19 protein-coding genes and 2 tRNA genes are annotated in these 25,413 nt (G+C 62.8%); 13 read left to right on the plus strand and 8 right to left on the minus strand.

What is annotated here, in order from left to right:
• Nucleotides 1–7 precede the first annotated feature (7 nt).
• The gene (locus VNN55_05635) at nt 8–1,456 is read left to right on the plus strand and encodes a TrkH family potassium uptake protein (GenBank protein HWO57029.1); all 1,449 of its coding nucleotides are present in this window, start codon (nt 8–10) and stop codon (nt 1,454–1,456) included.
• Nucleotides 1,457–1,531: 75 nt separating this feature from the next.
• On the opposite strand, the gene VNN55_05640 is transcribed toward VNN55_05635, so the two are convergent.
• Nucleotides 1,532–2,836: an alpha/beta hydrolase-fold protein gene (locus VNN55_05640; protein HWO57030.1), complete on the minus strand. Its 1,305-nt coding sequence runs from the start codon at nt 2,834–2,836 to the stop codon at nt 1,532–1,534.
• Nucleotides 2,837–2,851: 15 nt separating this feature from the next.
• Nucleotides 2,852–4,333 carry an outer membrane protein transport protein gene (locus tag VNN55_05645; protein ID HWO57031.1) on the minus strand — a complete coding sequence of 494 codons (1,482 nt, stop codon included), beginning with the start codon at nt 4,331–4,333 and terminating at the stop codon, nt 2,852–2,854.
• Between the two features lie 356 nt (nt 4,334–4,689).
• Here VNN55_05645 and uvrA point away from each other — a divergent pair, with 356 nt between their 5' ends.
• The 4 genes from uvrA to VNN55_05665 are packed head-to-tail and all read left to right on the plus strand — an operon-like array spanning nt 4,690 to nt 11,429.
• Nucleotides 4,690–7,563 (plus strand): excinuclease ABC subunit UvrA, encoded by a 2,874-nt coding sequence (gene uvrA / locus VNN55_05650; protein ID HWO57032.1) that lies wholly within the window; start codon nt 4,690–4,692, stop codon nt 7,561–7,563.
• A 34-nt stretch (nt 7,564–7,597) separates the two neighbouring features.
• The gene (locus VNN55_05655; GenBank protein HWO57033.1) at nt 7,598–9,526 is read left to right on the plus strand and encodes an aconitate hydratase; all 1,929 of its coding nucleotides are present in this window, start codon (nt 7,598–7,600) and stop codon (nt 9,524–9,526) included.
• Nucleotides 9,527–9,568: 42 nt separating this feature from the next.
• Entirely contained in the window at nt 9,569–10,660 is a 1,092-nt protein-coding gene (gene gcvT, locus VNN55_05660) for a glycine cleavage system aminomethyltransferase GcvT (GenBank protein ID HWO57034.1), read from the plus strand.
• Between the two features lie 46 nt (nt 10,661–10,706).
• Nucleotides 10,707–11,429: a 2-phosphosulfolactate phosphatase gene (locus tag VNN55_05665; protein HWO57035.1), complete on the plus strand. Its 723-nt coding sequence runs from the start codon at nt 10,707–10,709 to the stop codon at nt 11,427–11,429.
• An 18-nt stretch (nt 11,430–11,447) separates the two neighbouring features.
• Here VNN55_05665 and tyrS read toward each other — a convergent pair whose 3' ends face one another.
• The 5 genes from tyrS to VNN55_05690 form a co-directional block, all read right to left on the minus strand.
• Nucleotides 11,448–12,722, minus strand: a complete 1,275-nt coding sequence (gene tyrS / locus VNN55_05670; protein ID HWO57036.1) for a tyrosine--tRNA ligase — start codon at nt 12,720–12,722, stop codon at nt 11,448–11,450.
• A gap of 114 nt (nt 12,723–12,836) precedes the next feature.
• Nucleotides 12,837–15,443, minus strand: coding sequence for a c-type cytochrome (locus VNN55_05675; GenBank protein HWO57037.1), 2,607 nt, complete (start codon nt 15,441–15,443; stop codon nt 12,837–12,839).
• Between the two features lie 8 nt (nt 15,444–15,451).
• Nucleotides 15,452–16,321, minus strand: a complete 870-nt coding sequence (locus VNN55_05680) for a cytochrome C (protein HWO57038.1) — start codon at nt 16,319–16,321, stop codon at nt 15,452–15,454.
• 93 nt (nt 16,322–16,414) lie between these two features.
• A complete protein-coding gene (locus VNN55_05685) occupies nt 16,415–17,191 on the minus strand; it encodes a cytochrome b N-terminal domain-containing protein (GenBank protein ID HWO57039.1) in 777 nt (258 codons plus the stop codon).
• Nucleotides 17,192–17,215: 24 nt separating this feature from the next.
• Entirely contained in the window at nt 17,216–17,917 is a 702-nt protein-coding gene (locus tag VNN55_05690) for a Rieske (2Fe-2S) protein (protein HWO57040.1), read from the minus strand.
• Between the two features lie 300 nt (nt 17,918–18,217).
• Between VNN55_05690 and VNN55_05695 the strand changes: the two genes are divergently transcribed.
• Nucleotides 18,218–18,307, plus strand: a tRNA-Ser gene (locus tag VNN55_05695).
• Between the two features lie 51 nt (nt 18,308–18,358).
• Nucleotides 18,359–18,661 carry a GIY-YIG nuclease family protein gene (locus tag VNN55_05700; GenBank protein HWO57041.1) on the plus strand — a complete coding sequence of 101 codons (303 nt, stop codon included), beginning with the start codon at nt 18,359–18,361 and terminating at the stop codon, nt 18,659–18,661.
• Nucleotides 18,662–18,714: 53 nt separating this feature from the next.
• Here VNN55_05700 and VNN55_05705 read toward each other — a convergent pair whose 3' ends face one another.
• The gene (locus tag VNN55_05705; protein ID HWO57042.1) at nt 18,715–19,752 is read right to left on the minus strand and encodes an MBL fold metallo-hydrolase; all 1,038 of its coding nucleotides are present in this window, start codon (nt 19,750–19,752) and stop codon (nt 18,715–18,717) included.
• A gap of 220 nt (nt 19,753–19,972) precedes the next feature.
• Here VNN55_05705 and rpmG point away from each other — a divergent pair, with 220 nt between their 5' ends.
• The 6 genes from rpmG to VNN55_05735 all read left to right on the plus strand — a co-directional run bounded on the left by rpmG (nt 19,973) and on the right by VNN55_05735 (nt 25,409).
• Nucleotides 19,973–20,140, plus strand: coding sequence for a 50S ribosomal protein L33 (rpmG, locus tag VNN55_05710; GenBank protein ID HWO57043.1), 168 nt, complete (start codon nt 19,973–19,975; stop codon nt 20,138–20,140).
• A 98-nt stretch (nt 20,141–20,238) separates the two neighbouring features.
• Nucleotides 20,239–22,374, plus strand: a complete 2,136-nt coding sequence (locus VNN55_05715) for a S9 family peptidase (protein HWO57044.1) — start codon at nt 20,239–20,241, stop codon at nt 22,372–22,374.
• Nucleotides 22,375–22,384: 10 nt separating this feature from the next.
• A complete protein-coding gene (locus tag VNN55_05720; protein ID HWO57045.1) occupies nt 22,385–23,575 on the plus strand; it encodes a sialate O-acetylesterase in 1,191 nt (396 codons plus the stop codon).
• 76 nt (nt 23,576–23,651) lie between these two features.
• Nucleotides 23,652–23,724 (plus strand) — tRNA-Lys (locus VNN55_05725).
• A gap of 22 nt (nt 23,725–23,746) precedes the next feature.
• Nucleotides 23,747–24,670: a hypothetical protein gene (locus VNN55_05730; protein ID HWO57046.1), complete on the plus strand. Its 924-nt coding sequence runs from the start codon at nt 23,747–23,749 to the stop codon at nt 24,668–24,670.
• Between the two features lie 79 nt (nt 24,671–24,749).
• Nucleotides 24,750–25,409, plus strand: coding sequence for a DUF502 domain-containing protein (locus VNN55_05735; GenBank protein ID HWO57047.1), 660 nt, complete (start codon nt 24,750–24,752; stop codon nt 25,407–25,409).
• The last annotated feature ends 4 nt before the right edge of the window (nt 25,410–25,413 follow it).

Genomic DNA, 25,413 nt, shown 5'->3' on the forward strand with positions numbered 1-25,413 from the left:
ACCATCGATGAATCTGCGCCTGTTGGCCCGCGTCGCGGGACTAATCCTCGCCATCGAAGCGCTCTTCATGGCGACGTCGATTGCCTGGGCGGTCGCCGATGCCGACTTCGACGCCGTGCAGAACTTCGTCGTCGCCGCCGGCCTGACCGGCGCGATCGGGCTTTTGGCGTGGCAATGGGGGCGCAAAAATCCGATTGAGTACATCCATGCCCGTGAGGCGGTGGCGACCGTGACCATCGTCTGGCTCGCCGTGGGGCTGTTCGGCGCTCTACCCTACTTGCTGGAACGCGCCTTTCCCGACTGGCCCTCGGCGGTCTTTGAGTCGGTCTCGGGCTTCACGACCACCGGCGCCAGCGCCTTCACCGACGTCGAGGCGCTCTCGCGCGCGCTGTTGTGGTGGCGGGCGCTCACGCATTGGCTGGGCGGGATGGGCATCATCGTGATGTTCATCGCCATCTTCCCGCGGCTGGGACTGGGTGCGGTGCATCTGTTTCGCTCGGAGACTGCCGGACCGATCACCGAGAAACTGCGGCCGCGCCTCCGGCATACCTCGCTCATCCTCTGGTACATCTACATCGGCCTGACCTTCGCCGAGGTCGTGATGCTTTGGCTGTTCGGCCTGACGCCGTTTGAGGCGCTGACACACTCGTTTGCCACCATCGCCACTGGCGGCTTCTCCACCCGCAACCTGAGCATCGGCGGCTTCGACTCGCTGGCGGTGGAGATGACCGTGCTGGCATTCATGGTGCTGGCGGGGATCAACTTCGGCCTTTACTACCGTGTCGCGCGCGGGGAGTGGCGCGACGCCTGGCGCGATCCGGAACTGCGCGCCTACCTGGCCATCATGACCGTGGCGGTCATCGCTATCAGCGCGGTGATCCTGCCTGCGCAGCCCTCGCCGGTGGCCGCGCTGCGGCATGGCAGTTTCTCGGTCGTCACCGCCAGCACCGAGACCGGGTTTGTCACCGACGATTTCGACAAGTACCCCGATTTTGCCCGGCTGCTCATCATGGGGCTGATGATCATCGGCGGCTGCGCTGGTTCCACCTCCGGAGGGATCAAGGTGGCGCGCATTGTGGTCGCGGCACGGGCGTTCCTGAATGATCTCGTCAAGAGCTTCCGGCCGCACGCGGTGCTGGCGGTGCGGGTGGGCGGCACCGCGATCGATCCGCGCACCGTGCGCGAGGTCGCGCTCTACATCGGCGCGTATCTCGCTCTGTTCCTGCTGGGATCGCTGGCGTTGACCCTGATGGGCGTCGACATGACATCCTCACTGACCGCCAGCATCTCCTGCCTCGGCGGCTGCGGCCCGGGTCTGGGCGCGGTCGGCCCGATGGGCAACTACGCGTTTGTGCCGGCGGCCGGCAAACTCCTGCTGGCGCTGCTGATGATCCTCGGACGACTCGAGATCCTCACCGTCCTCGCGCTGGCCGTGCCCGCCTTCTGGCGCAAGTAGGCTCCCCTCTCAACGAAAACGTCCCCCGGCGTGTGCCGGGGGACGCTCGCAAACCCTCCCGCGCTCGCGGTCCGCTCACTGCGGGCCGGCGGGCCGGACCAGACGTTCCGAGTGGAACTTGATGACTTCGCGCAACCGCGTGAGCAGCAAATCGGAATGCCCGGGCCGTATGGAGCCGGAGCCCTCGTATTCGATATAGGTATGCGCCACACCGGCCTGGGTCAGCGTCTGGTGGAAGTCGCGATTCTGCTCAAGGTAGCCGTACTCGTTCTCCAACCCGACATCGATATAGATGTCCAGGTCGTTCCAGAACTGCGGATCCTGTGCGCGCTTGGCGACAAAGACGTTCTTAACGTCGGCCGAGTCGCGCCACAGCGCCCACACCGGCTCGGAGATCGCGCCATTGGAATCGAAGATGACATCGACGCCCACGCCGAAGGTGTCAACCTGGCTGTCAAAGGACAGGGTGTTGGCGCCGGCCGGACGCGGGCTGTAGAACTCCTGATTGTACAGTGTGTCGTAGCGGCCGATGAACGGGAACTTCGGTACCAGCTTCATACCCAGCGAATCGAACACGCGCAACGGATGGGGTGAAAACGCCGAGGCCATCGCCAGGAAATTGCGGGTCTCGGCGTGGACCTCAAAGCCGGCGGTCAACTTGGCGTACAACTGCGGATCGCCCGGACCAGTGCCGTTCTCTTGGAACACCCGGTGCACAATGCCGTTGGTCGGATGCCAGACACCGGTGCCGGCGTTCGGGTCGCCCAGCGACAACGGGCCCGACATGGAGGACACGGAGCTGAACATGTCGGCATGATCGAGCGCAAAACGCATCGCCCCGTAGCCGCCCATGCCCTGGCCGGAGATGGCGCGCGCCGCGCGTCCCCCCTGCGTGTGGACCTTGTAGGTGAACTCAACATTGTCGATGAGCGCATCGAGCATGTCCTCGTACCTGCCGGTGGTCGCGGAATTGCGGTAGTAGGATCCGCCAAAATAGTTCGACGCGTCCACTGTGACGATCAGCATCCGCCCGATCTCGCCGTTCTTATACATTTCGTCGACCAGCGTCTGCAGGCCGTAGCGCTCGAAATACCCGGCATCGCCTTGGAAGTCGTGAAGCAAATAAAGTACCGGAAACGGCGCCTGCGGAATGGTCGGCGGTTCATCGGAGGCGTAAACCACCGTGACGCGCCGGGAATCGCGGTCCTCGGCCGAATTGCGGTCGAGTTGCGCGTCGAAGGAAAAGGTCGTGGTGACCGGCTGCTTGCTGGACAGGGTTGGCGGACCGAGCGGGCTTTCGTGCTCGGTGCAGCCGATCATCAGAAGGGCGGCGACGACCGCCGCCGCGCCAAGGCCAAACCATGTCGCCTGCTTACGCACGGATCATCCTCCCAGTTAGAACCGGTACGAGACCGACAGCAGCGTCTCGTAGCGCGTCAACGAATAGGTGCCGGGGAACACGCGGACGCCGTCGGGGGCGCCGCTCTGCGTGATCTCCCGCTCCGAGGCGAAGGCAATCTCCTGCGCCGCGGCCAATTCCCATTGCCCTGAAATCACGTACGAAAACCCGGCGGTCAGCCCGATGCGGTCGCCGACATCCGGGAAGTTGGGTGTGAAGGTGGAGTCCACCGCCGCGCCGCCGTCGTAGTAGACGCCGCCGCGCACGGCCACGTTCTCCTTGGCGAGGTACTCGAAGCCGCCGGATACGCGAATCTGATCGTCCCAGCCAAACGGCACGGTGAGACTGGTCAGTTCGCCCACGCCGGTCGCCATGCCCGAGTCGGCAAAATCAATCTGCCACTGCTCGACCGCCGACCAGAAGGTCATCTCCAGGTCCACGGCCAACAGCAGACGGTCGCTGGCGGTGTAGCCGATTCCGGCGCCGATGGCGGCGGGCAGATCGAGATCGTATTCGTAAGTCTGACGGAAATAACTCTTTGCGCTGCGGACCGGATCGCTGACGCCGAGGAAATACGAGCGGGTCACATCCGGGAACAAATCGGCTTCAATGTCGCGCCGCTCGGCGTTGATCGGCCACGCCATGTTCAGCTCCGCGGTGCCGTCCATCGGGATCGTCATCGGCGTCTTCGCGCTGAATCCGATGTTCAGCTTCTCGGAGGCGCGCCACAGCAAACCCATGTTGGCGCCGACACCGAACCCGTTGCCTTCCATCCGATAGTCGCCGTAAAAGTTGTCGATCGGGTAATCGTCGAGCAAGTCATGCAGGTTGTTCTCGAACCCGATCACGCGGCGGAAGACCACATCGCCGCGCGCGATGGACAGACCCACGCCGACGGCGAGCTTGTCGCTGAAGCGGCGCGCCAGCGTCGGGTGGATGTCCATCACATCCAGGTCGGTGTGGAAGTTGCGCTTGGTGTTGAACTTATAATCCGTGTTGTAGCCCAGCGGCGAGCGGAACAGATCCCACTGGTAGTTCACATCATAAGGCCACAGCACACCGACACCGTACGCCCAGCTGGACCCTTCGCGCGGCGCCATCACCAATGCGAGGGACGGTATCGGCCAGGTGTCGTTGGTGGAATACAGCTCGCCGGAGGTGTCCGCCGCCAGGAATCCCTGATCGATGCCGTTGGCGCTGATGTTGGGATCGTACGCCAGACGCGGCGTGTAGGTGCCGAGCGTTGCGTTCAACTCGTTTTTCTCCAGAAACGCCAGTCCGGCGGGGTTGTAACTCAGCGCGCTCCAGTCGCTGGCGACCCCGCGAAACGCTCCTCCCATCGACCGGGCGCGTAGCCCGACCCCGGCGGTCGAAAAACCCGCGGCTTCCCCATTGGCCGCGGCCAGCAAGAGAAGCCCCCCGGTCAACGCCGCTACCGTCACGACGGCGTGACGACGAAATCCCGCGATACGACGCAATTGCCTCTCCCCGTTCAAGGTTGTCCTTAACCGTTGTGTGGCATTCAGAAAGCCACGCGAAACCGCGAATTTACCCACCTCCGCGAACCGCAGTCAAACGCTTTCTGGCCCGCGTATTACGGCTCTGACACAACCGTGCAAGTCGACGGATCGCCATCACATGCGACCCGCCAGACCGCCGCAACGCCCTCATTACAACTGGGTACGCCGCTTATTCCCACCGACTACGGAAACTCCGGTAAGTGATTGCCTGTTATTGCCGAAACGGCTACCTTACGAGCTTGGCGGCATTTAACGCCTTGTCGACAGTCACTTAAGTCGTTCGAGCCGTGTGGGCACGGAAGGTCCTGCCTCGTATGTCTGGCTTCATTCAAATCAAAGGCGCGCGCGAACACAACCTGCGCAACCTATCGCTGAAGATCCCCCGAGACAAACTGGTCGTCATTACCGGACTGTCCGGGTCCGGAAAGTCATCGCTGGCCTTTGACACGATCTACGCCGAGGGGCAAAGGCGGTATGTCGAGTCGTTGTCAGCGTACGCCCGCCAATTCCTCGGTCTGATGGAAAAACCGGATGTGGACTTTATCGACGGTCTCTCGCCGGCGATCTCGATCGAGCAGCGAACTTCGGCGCGCAATCCGCGTTCGACCGTGGGCACGGTCACGGAGATTTACGATTACCTGCGTCTGCTCTACGCGCGCATCGGCATCCCCCACTGCCCGCGCTGCCGCCGCCCGATCGCGCGGCAGACGGTCTCGCAGATGGTCGATCAGCTGATGGACCTGCCGGCGAAGACGCGCCTGGTCATCCTGGCGCCGCTGGCGGTCGGCCGCAAGGGCGAGCACAAGGACATCCTCGATCAGATCAAGAAGAAGGGGCTGGTGCGGGTGCGCATCGACGGCGAGATCTTCGAAATCGATGAGGCGCCCGCCCTGAATAAGAAGGTCAAGCACACCATCGAAGCGGTCGTTGATCGTCTGGTCGCCGCGCCGACCATCAAATCGCGTCTGGCCGATTCGTTGGAGACGGCGCTGCGTCTCTCGTCCGGCGCCGCCCGCGTGGTGATCGGGTCGCATGACGAGGCGGTCTTCTCCGAAAACGCGGCCTGTCCCAACTGCGGACTGTCGTTCGAGGAGCCGTCGCCGCGCCTGTTTTCGTTCAACTCCCCCTTCGGCGCCTGTTCCACCTGCGGCGGATTGGGCCACAAACTCGAAATCGATCCCGATCTTGTCCTGCCGGACCCGACCCGTTCGATCTTCGAGGGCGCCATCGTGCCCTGGGGCGAAGATCCGGCCAACTGGTACCGCTTCATGCTGCGCGGAGTCGCCAATCACTTCAACTTCAACTTTCGCACGCGGTTCTGCGACCTGCCCAAGGAGGCGCAGAAGGTGATTCTCTATGGATCGGGCTCCAAGGAGTTCCGGTTTGCCTATGAGCACTCCAACGGCCGCGGCAAGGGGGAGTTTACCGGCAAGTTCGAGGGCGTCATCCCCAACCTCGAGCGGCGTTACCGTCAAACCGAGTCGTCGTCGGTGCGTCAGTGGATCGAACAGTACATGCGCATGACCCCCTGCCCGGACTGCAAGGGGGCGCGGCTGAAGCCCGAGGCGCTCTCCGTATTCGTCGGCGGCAAGTCGATCCATGATGTCGTAACCATGCCGATCAAACAGTCGTCGCGCTTTTTCGCCCATCTTGAACTGAATCCGCGCGAACTGAAAATTGCGCGGCAGATTCTCAAGGAAATCAACGAGCGGCTCGGATTCCTCGTCAATGTCGGCCTCGACTACATGACGCTGGACCGCTCGGCGCAGACGCTCTCCGGCGGCGAGGCGCAGCGCATCCGTCTGGCGACCCAGATCGGCTCGCGCCTGGTCGGCGTGCTCTATATCCTCGACGAACCCTCCATCGGACTGCACCAGCGCGACAACCGCCGTCTGCTGGACACCCTCACCGGACTGCGCGACCTCGGCAACACGGTGATCGTAGTGGAGCATGACCGCGAGACCATCGAGGAGGCCGATTTCGTCGTCGACCTCGGACCGGGCGCGGGCAAAAACGGCGGCGAGATTGTCGCCATCGGGCCGCCCGCCAAGATCAAAGCCACCAGGTCCTCGCTCACCGGCCAGTATCTCAGCCACCGTCGTTCCATCCCGGTGCCGCGCCTGCGCCGCAAGGGCAATGGCGACGCGTTGCGCCTCGTCGGCGCCAGCGGCAACAATCTCAAGGATGTCACCGTCGAATTCCCGCTCGGCGTGCTCACCTGCGTGACCGGTGTCTCGGGATCGGGGAAGTCGACCTTGATCAATGAGACGCTCTACCGCATCTGCGCCCAGCATTTCTTCGACGCCAAGCATCCGCCGCTGGCGTACCGCAGGATCGACGGGCTCAAGCTGCTGGACAAGGTGATCGACATCGACCAGTCGCCGATCGGACGCACGCCGCGCTCGAACCCGGCGACTTACACCGGCGTCTTCACCTTCATCCGCGACCTGTTCGCGCAGTTGCCGGAGGCCCGGATGCGCGGCTATGAACCCGGTCGCTTTTCGTTCAACGTCAAGGGCGGGCGTTGCGAGGCCTGCGAGGGCGACGGCATCATCAAAATCGAGATGCACTTCCTGCCCGATGTCTATGTGCCCTGCGAGGTCTGCAAGGGCAAGCGCTACAACCGCGAAACGCTCGAGGTCATGTACAAAGGCAAGAGCATTGCCGATGTCCTCGACCTGACCGTCGATGAGGCGCTCGAATTCTTCGCCAACATTCCGCGCATCCGGCAGAAGCTATTGACACTCTCGCAGGTCGGGCTGGGTTACATTCACCTCGGCCAACAGGCGACCACGCTTTCCGGCGGCGAGGCCCAGCGTGTCAAACTGTCGACCGAATTGTCAAAGACCGCGACCGGCCAGACGTTGTATATCCTGGATGAGCCGACGACGGGCTTGCATTTTGAGGACATCCGGATGCTCCTTGGCGTCCTCAACGAGTTGGTCGACCGGGGCAACACCGTGATCGTGATTGAACACAACCTCGACGTGATCAAGACCGCCGACTGGATCATCGACCTCGGTCCCGAAGGGGGCGAGGACGGCGGAATGATTGTCGCCGCCGGCACGCCGGAAGAGGTGGCGCGCAACGAGCGCTCCCACACCGGGCGATTCTTGAGGGCCGAACTGAAGAATGCGCGCAATGGCCGCGACGCCGCCCGTCGGGCGACGGCCGACATCGCCGCCTGATACAACGCCATCGATCAAGCGAAGGAAGGAGACCATGGGTCAGAATCTCGTTCAAAAAATCATCAACGCGCACCTGGTCGACGGGACGCCGGTGGCCGGGCAGCCAATCGCCATCCGGATCGACCAGACGCTGACGCAGGACGCCACCGGGACGATGGCCTACCTGCAATTCGAGGCGCTGGGCATCGACAAGGTCCGAACCGAACGCTCGGTGTCGTACGTCGATCACAACATGCTCCAGGCGGGCTTTGAAAACGCCGACGACCATCAGTATCTGCAGAGCGTCGCCGCCCGCTACGGCATTGATTTCTCCCGTCCGGGCAATGGCATCTGCCACCAGGTGCATCTGGAACGGTACGGCGTTCCGGGCAAGACGCTGCTGGGCTCGGATTCGCACACGCCCACCAACGGCGGCCTGGGGATGCTGGCCATTGGCGCCGGCGGGTTGGATGTGGCCGTGGCCATGGCCGGGGGCCCCTTCCACCTCACCATGCCCAAGGTGATCCGCATCAATCTCAAGGGCAAACTGCAGCCCTGGGTCGCCGCCAAGGACATCATCCTCGAGATTCTGCGCCAATTGACCGTTAAAGGCGGCGTCGGCAAGATCCTCGAATACGCGGGCGATGGCGTCAAGAGTCTGACCGTGCCGGAGCGCGCCACGATCACCAACATGGGCGCCGAACTCGGCGCCACCACGTCGATCTTCCCATCGGATGAGAACACGCGCAAGTATCTGGCGATGCAGGGGCGCGAGAAGGACTACACGCCGCTGGCGGCCGACCCCGACGCGACCTATGACGGCGAGGTTGTCATCGACTTGAACACGCTCGAACCGATGATCGCCCAGCCGCACTCGCCCGACAAGGTGGTGCCGGTGCGCACCGTGGCGGGACTGAAGGTCGACCAGGTGTGCGTCGGCTCCTGCACAAACTCATCCCTCTACGATTTGATGGTGACCGCCGCCATCCTCAAGGGCAAGCATGTGCATCCGAACGTGAGCATGACGGTGACGCCCGGCTCGCGCCAGGTGTTCACCGCGATCGCGCAGGCGGGGGCGTTGGCCGACATCATCGCCGCCGGCGCGCGCATCCTCGAATCGGCCTGCGGGCCGTGCATCGGCATGGGCCAGGCGCCGCCATCGGGCGGCGTGTCGATCCGCAGTTTCAACCGCAACTTCGAGGGGCGTTCGGGCACCAAGGACGCGAATGTCTACCTCGCCTCGCCGCAGGTTTGCGCCGTCTGCGCCTTGACCGGCGAGATCACCGACCCGCGCACCTGGGGTCCGGAACCGAAAGTCGTGCTGCCGGATGAGATCCCGCTCGACGACGCGTTGATCGTCAAGCCGCCGCAGGACCGTCAGAAGGTCGAGATCAAGCGCGGACCGAACATCAAGCCCCTGCCCAAGCAGGTGCCGCTCCCCAGCGCCATCAATGGCGAAGTGCTGCTGAAGGTCGGCGACAACATCACCACCGATCACATCATGCCGGCGGGCGCCAAGGTGCTGCCGCTGCGGTCGAACATCCCGGCGATCTCGGAGTTCGTCTTTGTCCGTGTCGATCCCGACTTCCCGCGCCGCGCCAAGGAGAAAAAGGGCGGCATCATTGTCGGCGGCGACAACTACGGACAGGGCTCCTCGCGCGAGCACGCGGCGTTGGCGCCGATGTACCTGGGGGTCAAGGCCGTCATCGCCAAGAGCTTCGCCCGCATTCATCACGCCAACCTCGTCAACTTCGGCATTCCGCCGCTGACCTTCGCCAACCCGGCCGACTATGATCGCATCGATCAGGGCGATGTCCTCGACATCCCCGGATTGGCCGACAAGATCAAAAGTGGCGCGCCGCTCATGGCCCGCAACGTCACCAAGGGGTACGACTTCCCGCTGACGTACGACCTGACGCCCTTCAACCGCGCGGTGTTGATGGAAGGCGGACTGCTCAACTACACCAGCCGTCACGCCGCGTAACGGCATTGCAGGAGGGGAGACATGGAAACCGCAACGGCGCCATTGAAACTCACGCCCCTGACCGCGATCCACGAGCGGTTGGGCGGTCGGATGGTGCCCTTCGCCGGTTACCGCATGCCGGTGCAGTACTCCGGAATCATCCCGGAGCACCGCGCGGTGCGCCAGTCCGTCGGGATCTTCGATCTGAGCCACATGGGTGAATTCGACGTCCGCGGACCCGGCGCGATCGAGTTCCTCGAGCGCATGACCACCAACGATGTAAGCGCGCTGAAAATACACCAGTGCCAGTACACTGTGATGATGAACGACACGGGCGGCATCGTGGATGATCTGCTCATCTACCGCCGCCCCGAGGGGGCGATGCTGGTCGTCAACGCCGCCAACATCGACAAGGATTTCGCCTGGCTGAAGCAGCACTGCCCGCCAGGGGTCCAACTGACCAATCACTCCGACGAGACCGCGCTGGTGGCCATCCAGGGTCCGCGCGCGCAGGATGTGGTCGGCCGGCTGATCAAACACGACCTCGACTCGATCCCCTTCTATTGGGCGGCCGACACGAAGTACGATGGTCGCCCGATCGTCTTCTCGCGCACGGGGTACACCGGCGAGGATGGATTCGAAATCTACCTGCCCAATGATCTGGCGGTGAGATTCTGGGAGCAGGCGATGGAGGTCGGGCAAGCGTTCGGCATGTTGCCGATTGGTCTCGGCGCGCGCGATACGTTACGCCTGGAGATGAAGTACGCGCTCTATGGCAACGATATCGACATGACCACCAGTCCGATCGAAGCGGGGCTGGGCTGGGTGGTCAAGGAGAACAAGCCGTTCGAGTTCGTCGGGAAACAGCACATCCTCGATATCAAGAAGTCCGGCCCGCGACGCAAGCTGGTCGCCTTCGTCATGGACGAGAAAGCGATTCCGCGTCACGGGTGCGAGATCCGCGCCGGCGGCGCCGCCATCGGGACCGTGACCTCGGGCACGCACTCACCGTCGCTGGACAAGGGGATCGGCATGGGATATGTGGCTGCCGAGCACAGCAAGGTCGGAACCAAGCTAGAGATCGTTATCCGCGACAAGGGCGTTCCCGCCACGGTCGTCAAGCCGCCCTTCGTCGCCAATACCAGCCATCGATAAGAACAACTTCGGCGCGCCACCCCGACCGGTGGCGCGCCATTCCTCTATGTTCATTTCTGTCTCCCTCTCCCCCGGCAACCGCGCGCAGGATCTGGCCCAATTCCAGGACACGCTGGGCTGTTATGTCGTCATCGATGTGCTGCGGGCCTCAACGGTAATCTGCACCGCACTGGCCAACGGCGCGCGCGAGGTGGTGCCCTTCGCGTCGGTGGAGGCGGCTCGTGCCGCCCGGCGGACCGATGCCCTGCTGTGCGGCGAGCGCGACGGGGTTAAACTGCCCGGCTTCGATTGCGGCAACTCGCCCTCCGAGTACACAGCCGAAGCCATTGGCGGGCGCACGCTGCTCTACGCCTCCACCAACGGGGCGGTGGCGCTGGCCAACGCGCCGGAGAAGGCTGAGACCCTGGTCGCCGGGTTTGTGAATCTCACGGCGGCGGCCGAGGCCATCGACAGAATCGGGCTGACCACATTGATCGTCTGCGCCGGCAAGGAGGGACGCTTCGCCCTCGAGGATGCGGTCTGCGCCGGCGCGTTGATCGCCAAATTGTGGGAGGTCTCCGAGCACGCCGAGCCGGCCACCGACAGCGCCTACGCCGCGCAGGCGCTCTGGGATCGGTACAAGGACGATCCCAACATGGCGCTCTGGCAGAGCGAACACGGCCAGTTCCTGATGTCGCTGGGATTCGGCGCCGATCTGGCCGCGTGCGCCGCGATCGACACGACGTCGGTTGTGCCGGTCAAGCGACACGGTGCGCTGGTGGCGGCATGAGAACTGTCGCGGTCCCGCCTAATCGGTGATCCGCACCACGTGGTACTGCTTTTTCCCTTTGCGTAGCAGGAAGAGTTTGCCCTCGATGCTGTCGCTCATCGAAACGGCATAATCGCGGTCGGTGATCTTGCGGCCGCCGAGATAGATGCCGCCGCCCTCGATCGACCGCTTGCCATCGCTCTTCGAAGTGGCCACTCCGGCCTGATGCAGGAGCGCGGCCAGCTCCAGCCGGTTGCCGTCGATTTCGGCGCGGCGGATCTCGCTGGACGGGGCGTCATCGAGGACATCCAACAATTCCGCGGCCGACAACTCCGCCAATTCGCCGCTGAAGAACAGTTTCGAGACCTGCTCGGCGCGCGCCAACGCATCATCGCCATGAGTCAACCGGGTCACCTCGCGCGCCAACACCTTCTGCGCCTCGCGCGCCTCGGGGCGGCTCCGGGTCGCCTCGGCCAACTCGCCGATGGTCTTCTGGTCCAACCAGGTGAAGAACTTCAGGTAGTCAACCACGTCCTTGTCGTCGGTGTTGAGCCAGAACTGGTAGTATTTGTAGGGAGAGGTGCGCGACGCATCCAGCCAGACGGTCCCCGCTTCGGTCTTGCCGAACTTGGTTCCGCTCGCGGTGGTCACCAACGGTGAGACCAGCCCGAAGGCCTGCCCGCCGCGGATGCGCCGGATGAGATCGGCGCCCGAGACGATGTTGCCCCACTGGTCGCTGCCGCCCATTTGCAGGGTGCAGCCGTGCCGTTCGTGGAGCATGAGAAAATCGTACGCCTGCAAGAGCATGTAGGAGAACTCGGTAAAGGAGATCCCCTCCTGGCTTTCCAGGCGCCGGCGCACCGATTCGCGGCCGATCATGGCGTTGACCGAGAAATGTTTGCCGATGTCGCGCAGGAACGCGACGAAGTTGAGCGAATTGAGCCAGTCAGCGTTGTTGACGAAGATCGCGCGGCTGGCGCCATAGTCGAAATCGAGGAACTTCTGCAACTGGCGGTGGATCGCCGCCGCGTTCTCCTCCACCTGCGCCACCGTCAATAGCGGCCTCTCGTTGGCCTTGCCGCTGGGGTCGCCAATCATGCCGGTGCCGCCGCCGACCACGGCAATCGGACGGTGCCCGGCCCGCTGCAGGCGCGCCAGATTCATGATCTGCATAAGCGAGCCAACATGCAGACTGGCGGCGGTCGGGTCGAAGCCGATGTAACCGGTCACGGTCTGGGATTGGAAGTGCTCCTCCAAGCCGGGGGTCATGTCGACCACCAGCCCGCGCCATCTCATGTCATCCAGGAAGTTCATGGTCTGCTCCTTGTGGCCAATCTACACCAACCAGTGTGTCGATCCAAGAGCCCAAAACGCCGCGCGGCGCCGCAATCCTGCGAGCGCCGCGCGTGTCCCGTATGGTCGTGTCTCCTAAAGCGGTTTGAGTGTCAACAGGTAGTCGCGCAGCGCCCGGATTTGTTCATCGGCGTCATCGTAAAGTCGCTCGCCTTCCGAATAGAAGAACGACGGCATGTTGGTGCCGGGATCGATCTTTTGCGGGTCGGTCAGCCAGTCGATGATCCAGTCGGGACGCAGACGTTCGTGGGCCAACGCCAGGTTCGGCGCCAGACTGGACGCGCCCCGCTGGGCCAGCGACTCCTCGGAGAGGACATGGCAGGACAGGCACTGCAAGTCGTCGAAGATCTCCTTGCCGCGCCGCACCGAGGCCGGGTCGAGGTCCTCAACCTTCACATAATGGAACGGCGCGATCACCCCGTTGTACGCCATGAAATACTGATTGATGGCCGTGATCTCCGCCGCGGTCAGGCCGAAGGTCGGCATGCGCACCTGCAACCAGGGACGAATCGGATAGGGTTCACGCAGGAACTTAAACAGCCAGTCCGACTGCACCTTGGCGCCTTCGGGCGTGAGCACCGGCGGCTGATACCCCTTGTCGGGAATGTAGGCGCGGATGTCGCCGCCGCGCCCCTCGAGCACATGACAGCCGGTGCAGTTGTAATGATCGATGAGAGTGCGTCCCGCCTCCAACCGTTCGCGACGGTCGTCCAGCTTTTCGCGATAATCCTCATAGACCTTGCGCCCGTCCCAGGAGCGCAACAGCATCGTGATCAGCTGCGCGTCCTCCTCACTCATGGCGAAATCGGGCATGCGCTGGACCACCTGCTTGGTTTCGTAGCGGCGCGAGTCGGTCAACTTGCCCATGGTCCAGGCTTCCCAGGTCTCGGGCAATTCGGTCGCGTCGCCGAACGCCAGCTCGGTGACATCCTTGGCGCCGAAGGTGGTCAGTTCAACCGACACCTTCCCTTCCTTCTCCATGCCCGGAATCTCATGGCATCCGAAGCAGCCATAGGTGCGGATCCAGTATTCGCCTTGCCGCGCCAGTTCCTCCGCCGAAGACGGCAGCGACGGCGACGGCGTGGGTGTGTAGGCGGGATCGCGCAGGGTGAGCAGGTAGGCGGTGATGTTCTCGGCTTCGGCGTCGGTCAGGCGCAACGAGGGCATGCGCGTGTCGGGGTTGTAGGCGCGCGGGTTTTTCAGCCAGCCGTAGAGCCATGCCCCCGAGACTTTGTTGCCGATGCGCGAAAGGGTGGGACCGTGGTCGATTTTTGCGGCGCGTGAAACATCGCCGGCCTGTTGCGCCAGGTTGCCGATCTGATGGCAGCCCAGACATCCGACCGACTGGACGAGTTCCAGCCCGCGGCGCGCATCGCCGGTCGCGCGGTACGTCGGCCAATTCTCGCCCGGTGAATCCTTTGACACCGCGCGCAGATAATGTGTGACCGCCACCACTTCCGAATCGGGCATGCGGAAATTGGGCATGCGCGTGTCGGGGCGGAAGTGCCGCGGATTCTTGATCCAGTCAAACATCCACTCGGCGCTGACCTTCGCGTTCACTTTGTCCAAGCGCGGCGCGACTTTCGCCAGGTGGTTGTACCCCTCGATGTCGTGGCATCCGAAGCAGCCCCAGCGTCGCACCTTTTCCTGCGCCAACGTCAGTTTCTCGGCGTGGTTGAGCCAGATGCGGTTCTGGTGGCACTTCTGACAGCCCGCCTCGCGCATGTGCGCGGCCAGGATCGGGTGGTCCCAGTATTTCTTGGGCGCATGCGCGTCCGCCTCGGTCAGCGCCGGTCCCTGGCCATCATGGCAGGGTGTGCAACCGAACTTCTCGACCGGGTGATTCTTGAAGTACTCATCCATGCGCGGATGGGCGGCAAACGGCTGCGGCGCGCCGGCGAACTCGGGCTTGTCGATGCCGACATGGCAGGTCATGCAGCGGTCGACACGGATGATCGGATTCCCAAACTCGTTGGGTTCATAGTCGGGCAGGATGACCTGCTTGACTTTGATCGGCCGGCTTTTGATCGCCGCCAGCCGCTCGTCCAGTTTGGCAATCTCCTGCGTCTTCCCCTGAATCAATCCCGCCAGCGAATCAATCGGCCCCTCGAGGGCGTCGATGGTATGCTGGATCGAATCGCGCCCGGCGGCCTTGACCCGGATGATCGGCAGAAGCGAGTCCATCACCCGCTTGAGCGACTCGGTCTCCCGCTCCAGTTCGCCGTAATCGTGCCCGGCGTGTTTGGCTTCGGTATAGAAGTAGAATTTTTCGTCGTAGGTGCTCTTGGTGAACTGGTACTCGCGGTTGACCTTGAACAGATCAAAATCGCGGTCTTTCAGCTCCGTCTGCAGCGCATGGTACTGATTGTTGTCCGCCAGCGCCGCGCGCATCGCATTCAGCTGCTGCTGAAGCCCGGCGCGGGTTTGCGACGGATCGGCCGTCTGCTCGGCCTGCTCCAGCGCGGCCGCCAGCGAATCGCGGCGCGCCGCGATCATGCTGTATTCGTATTCATTGAAACGGCGCTGCCAGTCCTTCCATGGCCGCCGGACGATCACCTCATCGGCCACCGCCCAAAGCGTGCCCAGCGCGAGGACGAGCGCGAAGACAAAGAAGTACACGCCATAGGGGCGTTTTTCGACCGGAATCTCGGTGCGGCGCATCGGGGGCGTGTGCTCACTCATGCCGGGTCTCAGACGTTAAACCAGGGCGTCACCCACACGTACTTGATGTTCAGGGTCCAGCGCAGAAGCATCTTGATCGGCAGCGCCATCATTGACAGAAACAGGAAAGAGACGATGGCGTAGCGCACCAGCCCCATCTTCTCCAGGACCGGCATCGACTTGCGCTTCCACAGCCAAAAGAGCGGACCCAGAGCGAAGTAGCCGCCCACAACGACAAACCCGAAGATGAGCGCGATCGTCTTGTCGTGGATGCCGAAGAGCTCATGCAAATCGACATTGGTCAACGCCACCACCTTGTGCGGATCCCAGGTCTGCCAGGGCCAGAAGAAGTACCACCCCGGACCGCGCAGGAAGGTGCCGACGAAGATCAGGATCACCCACAGCACGATGAACCCGAACATGTAGGTCCAGATGGCGAACTTGCGCTGCTTGTAGGAATAGTAGCCGTTGCCCTGCGGGTTAATGTCGATATAGGGTATCAGCATCAGCCCGACGATGATCAGACTGGGCAGCACCACGCCGGCAATCCACGGGTCGAAGTAGACCAGCATTTCCTGCAGGCCGAGGAAATACCAGGGCGCCTTCGATGGGTTCGGGGTGCGGGTCGGATTGGCCGCTTCTTCCAGCGGCGCGTTGATGAAGATCGACCACACCGTCAACAGCGCCATGACCACGATCGCGGCCAGAAATTCGATCCGCACCAGGAAGGGCCAGACATGCACCTTGTCGGGCACCGGCAGCGCGCCGGTCTTTTCGAGACTGGCGTCGTTGCGCAACGCCTGCTTCATCCCCCACCAGACATAGAAGGCGACGAGGAAAAGCATGATGACAATCGGAATGTTGTCACCCTTGCTGACGATGTCCCAGAGTTGATGCATGCTCTCAACCTACCCTGTCGTCACTCGCCGATTGCATTGGCCGCCCGCCGGGCCGCGTTGTTCCCACACACCGATGCCATCCGCTACCGCCCCCTACACCTTCCCCGTCGGCCCGGAAATCCCGCCGTCTTTGCGAATGCGCCAGAAGTGCACAATCATGAAGATCCCGATCGCCACCGGCAGGAACACGCAATGCAGGACATAGAATCGCAAGAGCGCCGGCGGCCCGACCTGTGTGCCGCCCAGAAGCAGGAAGCGCACATCGTTGTCCGGCTTCATGCCGATCTGCGGCCCCAAGGGACCCTCATGTCCCAAAAGCGGGGTGGCCCGCGCCATGTTCGTGCCAACCGTGACCGCCCAGATCGCCAGCTGGTCCCACGGCAGCAGGTATCCGGTGAAGGACAAAAGCAGGGTGAGCACCAGCAGGATCACGCCGATCACCCAGTTGAATTCGCGCGGCGGCTTGTAGGAGCCGGTCATGAACACACGCAGCATGTGCAGCCAGACGGTGATGACCATCGCATGCGCCGCCCAGCGGTGCATGTTGCGGATGAACGCCCCGAACGGGACATCGTTCATCAGGTACTTCATGTCGTAGTAGGCGTACTGGTCGGTCGGCCGGTAGTAGAACATCAGGACCACGCCGGTCACCGTCAGCACCAGGAAGATGAAGAAGGAAATCCCACCCATCCCCCAGGTGTAGCGCACCTCGACCGCGTGCCGTGATATCTTGGTCGGATGCAGGTGCAGCCAGATATTGGAGAGAATCTGCAGGTAGCGGTTGCGCTCGGTGTCCTTGTAGTCGTGCCGGAAGACCGACTTCCAGACCGGCGATTTGGTGACCGACTTTTTGAGATCCGCAAGCGGCATGCGCGACCCGTCTTTCGTGCAGGGCTAAACGCTCAGATACGACTGGGGATTGTCCCAGCCGCCGTTTTCGTACAGGAACTTGATCGACTTGTCGATCAGGATCGTGCCATCCTCGGCGCGGGAAATCTTGACCCGCTCCAGCGCCCGCGGCGCCGGACCCTCGAAGTTGACCCCGGTGCGGTAGAACCCGGAACCGTGGCAGGGGCACTTGAACTTGTCTTCCTTCTCCAGCCAGCGCGGAGTGCAACCCAGATGCGTGCAGATTCCCGAGAGGGCGTAGATCCGGTTTCCTTCGCGCACCACCCAGACACGGAAATCCTTCATCCACTTGGTGGAGACGGTGCCGGGCAGATACTCCTCCGGGAATCCGGCGCGGAAGATCGGCGACGGTTCAAAAAGCACGCGCGGAAACATGTAACGCAGCGTGCCGATCAGCATCACGCCGAGAAACGAAAAGACCGAGAGCCAGCCCAGCTTGGCGAAGAAGTCCCGGCGCGAATAGCGCCAGATGTTGGTGTCAGATTCCTCGGCGGCGGCGGTGCGCCGCAGACCATCGGCCTTTTTCTCCGGACGCGGCGGCACCGGCACTGGCGCCGCCACCGCCCCACGTTCCGTCGGCGGAACACGGCGCACCTCCGGCCCCACCGGTTCTCCGGCGGGTGTGGAACGAGGTGCTTGGGAGTCGCCCCCGGTCAGCCCCTGGCCTTCCGTTATCTCGTCACTCATGTCATTGCGCCTGCGGCCTGCCCGGAGATTCGGGCGCCTGCATAAGCACGATGTTTTCGTTTGAAAGGTCGCAGACACAGTTCCGTGTGTCTGGTGCAACACCGATTTAATCCGGTCTCCGCGGCCGTGTCAAGAAATTCTGGACTTTTTCAGTGGCGATTTTCGCCACCCTCCAAGAGCGTCTGCGACCCGCCGGCAGCCGCACGGGAGACTGGCAATTGGATCGGCGAGGCCGTATTATGTGACGTTTGGTCGCACGGTCGGGCCGCAAGGGCCACGGCCGTGCGACGTCCGCATACCGGAGAGGTGGCCGAGCTGGCTTAAGGCAGCTGCCTGCTAAGCAGTTAGTGGGCTAACACCCACTCCCGGGTTCGAATCCCGGCCTCTCCGCTGGCTTTGGGCAGGCATCGGCTTGTGCGGTGCAGGTTGTGGGGGCGGCCGATGGTGAAAATCCGCAAGCCTTGGTTTGTCTACCTGGTCCGTTGCGCGGACGGGTCGATCTATACCGGCATCAGCGATGATGTCGACGCCCGGCTGGAAAAGCACAACAAGGGACGCGGCGCGCGGTACACCGCCCAGCGGCGGCCGGTGTCGCTCCTGCACACCGAAAAGCACCCGGACCAGGGAAGCGCCATGCGTCGGGAACGGCAGATCAAGGCATGGGCGAAGTCCAGAAAGGAAGAGCTTGCCCGGGCTGGCGCCAGGAGGCGCAGCACGCCACGACGGCGCAAGACGGCCGCTTAGTTCAGTAGACCTACTCCAAGGATTTCTTCCCACGACTCACAGAATCTGGGCTGTTAGGACGCAACCGGCGCGATCATCCCCACCTCCCGCCCTTCGCCATGGGCGAGCACCCAGAAGTCGGGTTTGGGGTCGGGTTCCTGTGCCAGCGCGGCGTGGAGGACTTCGACCGGCTCGGTCTCGCCATCGTCGCCCAGATGGAAGGTGCCATAGTGGATCGGCACCGTCACGGCCGCGCGCACCAGTCTGTGTACCTTGATCGCCTCCTCCGGGCTGATGTGCACCGGCGACATGAACCAGCGCGGACGGAACGCGCCGATCGGCAGAAGCGCGAGACGGAACGGCCCGAAACGCTGCCCGATGTCCTCCAGATGCGGCCCCCAGCCGGTGTCGGCGGCGAAGTAGACATTCCCGGCCATCGACTCCAGCACAAACCCCGCCCACAATGTCGCGCTGCGATCGCAAAAGCCGCGTCCGGAGAAGTGCTGCGCGGGAACACAGTGCAACCGCACCCCCGGACTCAGGTCAACGGTCTGCCACCAATCCAACTCGGCGGCGATGGGAATCCCCAGCGGCTCAAGAAACGCACGGTTGCCCAGGGTGACAATGGTGCGTGGGTGGTGCAGCGTCTGGAGTGTCTGAAGCGACACCGGATCCATGTGGTCGTAATGATTGTGACTGACCAGCACCACATCGATCGGCGGCAGGGCATCAAGCGCGATCCCCGGCGCCTTGTGCCGCCTCGGTCCCATCCAGGTGAAGGGACTGGCGCGCTCGGCCCAGATCGGATCGGTGAGAATATTCAGGCCGTCGAGTTGCAACAGGACCGTCGCATGATTGATGAAGGTCACGCGCAACTGCCCGGCGCCGACACGCTCCGGCGGCGGCGGTTGCGGCGCAACTTCGGTCCAATCATTCCAGTGGCCCGGCTCACGGTTCAGAATCCACTTGAGCATCGATCCGCCACCGGCCATCGGCTTCGGATCGGGATTGAGAAACCGCTTGCCGTCAAAGTGATCGCTCACCGGACCTTGATAAGGCGGCGCGGAGAAGGCGCAACGAACGCTGAAGCCGGTCAGGCCCAGCGCCCCCATTGTGCCGCCGGTGATGGCTAGAAACTTGCGTCGACGCAGGCCTGGCTCCTCGATTGGCATCCGGCCCGATTGCCGGATCGTGTTGATACGCAACGACTCAGGACGATCTTTGCCCTTTTGCTCCCCGGCCGGTGAAATGGGCTGGCAGAACGGGATTGTATCGGTTATACTTATTGTCTGCCCGGCTTGCGCCGGGTGAAACTTGAAGGCAGGTCCAGTCATGGCCAAGTCGAAACGCGAACAGATCAAGCTGGAAAGCACCGCCGGCACCGGCTACTTCTATGTCACCACGCGCAACAAGCGCAAAGGGGACACGAAGCTGGAGCTGATGAAGTACGATCCCAAGGTGCGCAAGCATGTGCTGTTCAAAGAGAAGAATCTGCGTTAGCGGAAACTGAACTCGGAAATCTCCGGGCGGCGTTCGGTGTGCGGACGCCGCCTTCCGTGTTTTTGGCAAACCGCAGCAAGAACCACCAGGAGCCCTTCATGCGCAGCCGAAAGGAATGCCGCGTGGCCATCACCGCCGCCCTGCTTGCGGCCGTGATCACAATCGTTCCCATGAATCAGTCCCAGGCCCAATCCGAACCCACACCGCCGGTCGCCAAGATCATCCCCAAGGTCGACACCATCCACGGCCAGGTCCGTGTCGACAACTACTTCTGGCTGCGCGACAAATCCAACCCCGAGGTGATTGCCTACCTCGAGGCGGAAAACAAATACATGGAGGCGAAAACCGCCCACACCAAACCCCTGCAGGAGAAGCTCTATCAGGAAATGCTGGGGCGGATTGTCGAGACCGACCTCGATGTGCCGGAACGGCGGGACGATTACTTCTACTATACCCGCACCGAGGAAGGCAAGCAGTACCGGATCCATTGCCGCAAACACAAGTCGCTGGAAGCGCCGGAGGAAATTCTGCTGGACGTCAACAAGGAGGCGGAGGGGTTTGAGCATTTCGACGTCGGCGCTTTTGAAGTGAGCCCCGATCACCGCCTGCTCGCCTACTCGGTCGATACCAACGGCGCGGAAGAGTACACCATCCACATCCGCGACCTGGCCGCCGGCCAGAATCTTGCCGATGCCATCCCCAACACCTACGGCGTGAAGTGGGCCGCCGACAACAAAACGTTGTTTTACACGACCCTCGACCCGGCGCATCGTCCCTATCGACTGTGGAAGCACACCCTCGGCGCTCCTCCCAGCGACGACAAACTTGTCTATGAGGAGGCTGATGAGTCCTTCTACATGGACATCGCCATGACCAAAAGCCGGCAGTATCTCCTGCTCGGCCTCGGCAGCATCAGTTCCAGCGAGTACCGCTACATCCGCAGCGATGCCCCCGACAGCGAGTGGAAGGTCATCGCGCCGCGTCGCCCCGATGTCGAATACTCGGTCGACCACCGCGGCGACCGGTTCTACATCGTGACCAACGACGGCGCCCGGAATTTCAAGGTCGTCTTCGCGCCGATCGACAACCCCGGCGTGGCCAACTGGTCCGAGTTTCTGCCGCACCGCGAGAACGTGAAGGTCGACGAGGTCGAGTGCTTTGCCGGCCACATGGTGGTCTATGAGCGGGAGAATGGCCTGCCGAAGATGCGCATCATCGATCTGACCACCGGCAATTTCCACTACGTGGAGTTCCCCGAGCCGGTCTACACCTTCTTCGGCGCGGCCAATCCCGAATTCGACACCAACGTGGTGCGCTTCACCTACAATTCGCTGGTCACGCCGCGGTCGGTCTTCGATTACGACATGACCACCCGGGCGCGCGAACTGAAGAAGGAATATGAGGTGCGCGGCGGGTATGACCGCGCGCAATACCAGTCGGAGCGCATCTTCGCCACCGCCGCCGACGGCGTGAAGGTTCCGATTTCGTTGGTCTACAAAAAAGGGACGCCGCTGGATGGTTCCTCTCCCCTGCTGTTGTATGGTTATGGCGCCTACGGAGCCACCAGCGACCCGACGTTTTCGTCCAATCGTCTGAGTCTGCTGGATCGCGGCGTGATCTACGCCATCGCCCATGTGCGCGGCGGCGGCGAGATGGGGCGCGCCTGGTATGACGACGGCAAGTTGCTCAAGAAGAAGAACACATTCACCGACTTCATCGCCTGCGCCGAGCACCTGATTGCCGCCAAGTACACCGCGGCCGACCGCCTGGCGGCCTTTGGCGGCAGCGCCGGCGGGCTTTTGATGGGTGCGGTGGCCAACATGCGCCCCGACCTCTTCCGGGTAATCTTTGCCAGTGTGCCGTTTGTCGACGTGATCAACACCATGCTTGACGAGTCCATTCCCCTGACGGTCATCGAGTTTGATGAATGGGGCAATCCGAAGAACAGGGAATTCTACAACTACATGCTGTCGTATTCGCCCTACGACAATGTCCGGGCGCAGGATTATCCCCACATGCTGATCGACGCCGGGCTGAACGATCCCCGTGTCGGGTATTGGGAACCGGCGAAGTTTGTGGCCAAACTTCGCGCTTTGAAAACCGACCGGAACGACTTAGTTTTTAAGGTAGAGATGGGCGCCGGGCACATGGGCGCGACCGGACGGTACGACTACCTGAAAGACATCGCCTTCGAGTTCGCCTATATCCTGGACCATCTCGGCATCCCCGAGTAAGTCGAGGCCTATGAAGATCGTTCGATTGACCGAGTGCCGCCGGCTGGCGGCGCAGGTTCTCGTTGCGACGTTTTGCGCCGTTCTGGCCGCCAATACGGCATCGGCGGCCAGCTATGTCGTCATCGTTGTGGCCGGCGACGCTCACGCAGTGGGATATGGCGCCAACGTCGCCGATCTCACGCCGCAGCAACAGGCGCCGCAGGCCGATGTGCGCTTCTGGTATGAAGAGGGGACGTTCGCGGCCATCGCCAATCCTGCTCTGCGACTCTCATCCAACGGCTTTGTGCCCCTGCAGCCCCAAACCGACCCGACCGGAGCGGTTTTCGGCGGATATGTCAGCGGCGGCGGACCGGAATTGGGGCTTGGCCGACACACCACGGACCTGCTTCAGTCCGAAAACGCCTTCGATTCCCTGGCGATCGTGAAGTTCGCGTTCAACGGCACGCGTCTAGGCGTCGAGTGGCATCCCGATTCGACCGGGCTGTTGGTCGATCAACTGGAGGCCGTCTACAATACGGCGGCGGCCACGCTGGAAGCGGATGGGCATGTCATCAACCGGCTGGACTTTGTCCTGATGCTCGGAGAGGCCGATGCCCAAAGCGCGGCAGCGGCCCAGGAATTCGGGGATCTCCTCAATCGACTAATCTGCCGGATGAAATCATGGTCCGTGTCAGATCAGGTCGGCATAACTGTCGGCCGTCTGCCGTCGGGCATGGCCCATGCTCCGGGTGATCCATATCCCTATCTGACTGCGGTTCGCGCGGCGCAAACTGGCGTGGCAGACTCGATCCCCTGTGTGGCGACTTTCGTGACCGATGACCTCGTGTTGAACCCCGATTCGACGCACCTGACCGCGCCGTCGCAGTGGATCGCCGGCGAGCGGGCCGTTGACGCAAACTCGATGTGCATGCTGGGTTTTGTCGATTGGTTTCCCTGCGGCATGGGTGATGCCTCAGGCGATGGATTGATAGGCGTGCAGGATGTGGTCCTCACCGTCAGTGCGGCATTCCGCGGGGCCGATCCGCCCCTTTGCATTTACCAGCCGGCCCCACTGACCGATGTCGATTGCACCGGCACGACCGATGTGGTCGATGTGGTGCGACTGATTGAGGTGGCCTTCCGCGGCGCGCCGCAGGCGTTCTGCGAAGCCGCCGACTGTTACCCATACCCGACGAATTGCCCCCATCCCTGCAAGCGGTAGGCCGCGCCCTCCGTGAAAGCGGTTGACCTCGGGCGGTCAATCCCGTTTTCTTGCACCGCGTTTTGTTGTCCGTTCTGCGCCCATAGCTCAGTTGGTAGAGCAGCTGACTCTTAATCAGCGGGTCCAAGGTTCGAGTCCTTGTGGGCGCACTTCGCCGCCAGGAGGGCCGGCATGACCACGCTCCCGATCTCCGAGATCATCCGCGATTCGTTCGCCATCGCCTGGCGTTACAAGTATCTCTGGCTGTTTGGCCTGTTTGCCGGCGGCGCCGGCGGCGGACTGCAGATCCCCGGCGACAGCGGCGGCGGGCTGGAACGGATTGACGAGATCAAGGCCTGGATCCTTGCCGCGCTGGCGATGATCCTGCTCGTGGGATTTGTGGTGGGCGTGATCATTATCACTCTGCACACCATTTCCAAGTCCGCGCTCATCTACAACGCCTACCAGATTGAGACCGGCGGGGCGCATACGCTCTCCGGCGGCTGGGACTTCGGCCTGAAACGCTTTTGGCCGATGCTGGGTGTGACGCTTACCCAATGGTTGATCATGTTCTCCTTCGTCGTCATCCTGATCCTGCTCGAAGTCGCCATCTTCGCCATCTCAGTGCCGTTGGGAGTTCTCTCGCTGCTACCGGCCATTCCGCTCTTTTTCTTCGGGATCGCCGCGGTGGTGGTGGTCTGGGCCTACGCCGAACGGTATGTCGTCCTCGAAGACCGCGGGGTGATCGAGTCAATCGGCGAGGGCTGGTCGCTGGTGAAGAGCGAATGGCAGCCGACGGTCACGGTGCTGCTCATCAAGCTGGCCATCGCCATCGCGGTGGGAATCGGTCTGATGGGAATCGGGCTGGTCCTGATGTTGCCGGCGATCGGCATCTGGGCGGTGAGCAAGCCCTTGGCGATCGTCTACGGCATCCTGGTGCTGGCGCCGTTTGTGATCCTGGTGGGCGCCTACTTCGGGACCTTTGACTCACTGGTCTGGACCAAGGTGTTCCTGCGCCTGCGCGCGGCCGCCTACGGCGCGCCCGCCGTCACCGCGCCGGCCGCCCCCACTCCACCCGCCCCCGGCGACTCCCCCAAGCCGCCGCTCTTCGAGTAGCCGTCGCGCCCCCGTTACGTCTTGACAGACGTTGCCGGGGGTGTGTATTTGTGTGCCAGCCCTCACAAGGGCACAGGTCATGGACAGCGACCCTCCAGCGGCGCGCCCGTGGGGCCGTCAGATTCTCCGCACACTGCAACGTGTCTTCGTGTCCGGCGTGCTGGTCGTTGTTCCGGTCACGGTGACGGTTTATGTCCTGTATTTCCTTTTCCAGAAAGTCGATGGCCTGCTGTCCCCGATCCTGGCCCGGTATCTGCAGCATCAGATTCCGGGAATGGGGCTGTTGGCGACACTGCTTCTGATCTTTCTGGTGGGTGTGATTGCCCGGAATGTGCTGGGGTCGCGTCTCTTCGGACTGGGCGAACTGATCTTTGTCCGCACGCCGCTGGTGCGGGCGGTCTACACCGCCGCCAAGCAGTTGCTTGAGGCGATCACGTCGACCGAGCGCAAGGCCTTCAGCCGCGCGGTCATGATTCAATACCCGCGGCCGGGGCTGTACACGGTCGGGTTTGTGTCGTCGAGGCCGCGGGTGCGCGCCGGCGCCGCCGAAGAGCAGATGGTGGCGGTCTTTGTGCCGTCGACACCCACGCCGGTCACCGGGTTTGTCGTGCTGGTTCCCGAATCCGAGGTGTTTGATCTGGCGATGACAACCGAAGAGGCGGTCAAGTTTATCGTCTCCGGCGGGTTCGCCGCCCCGACGGTCATCGAGCGGACCGCGCCGAAATTGGTGGAGGCATAATTCC

This window comes from bacterium, from assembly GCA_035559435.1.
Lineage (GTDB): Bacteria > Zixibacteria > MSB-5A5 > WJJR01 > WJJR01 > JACQFV01.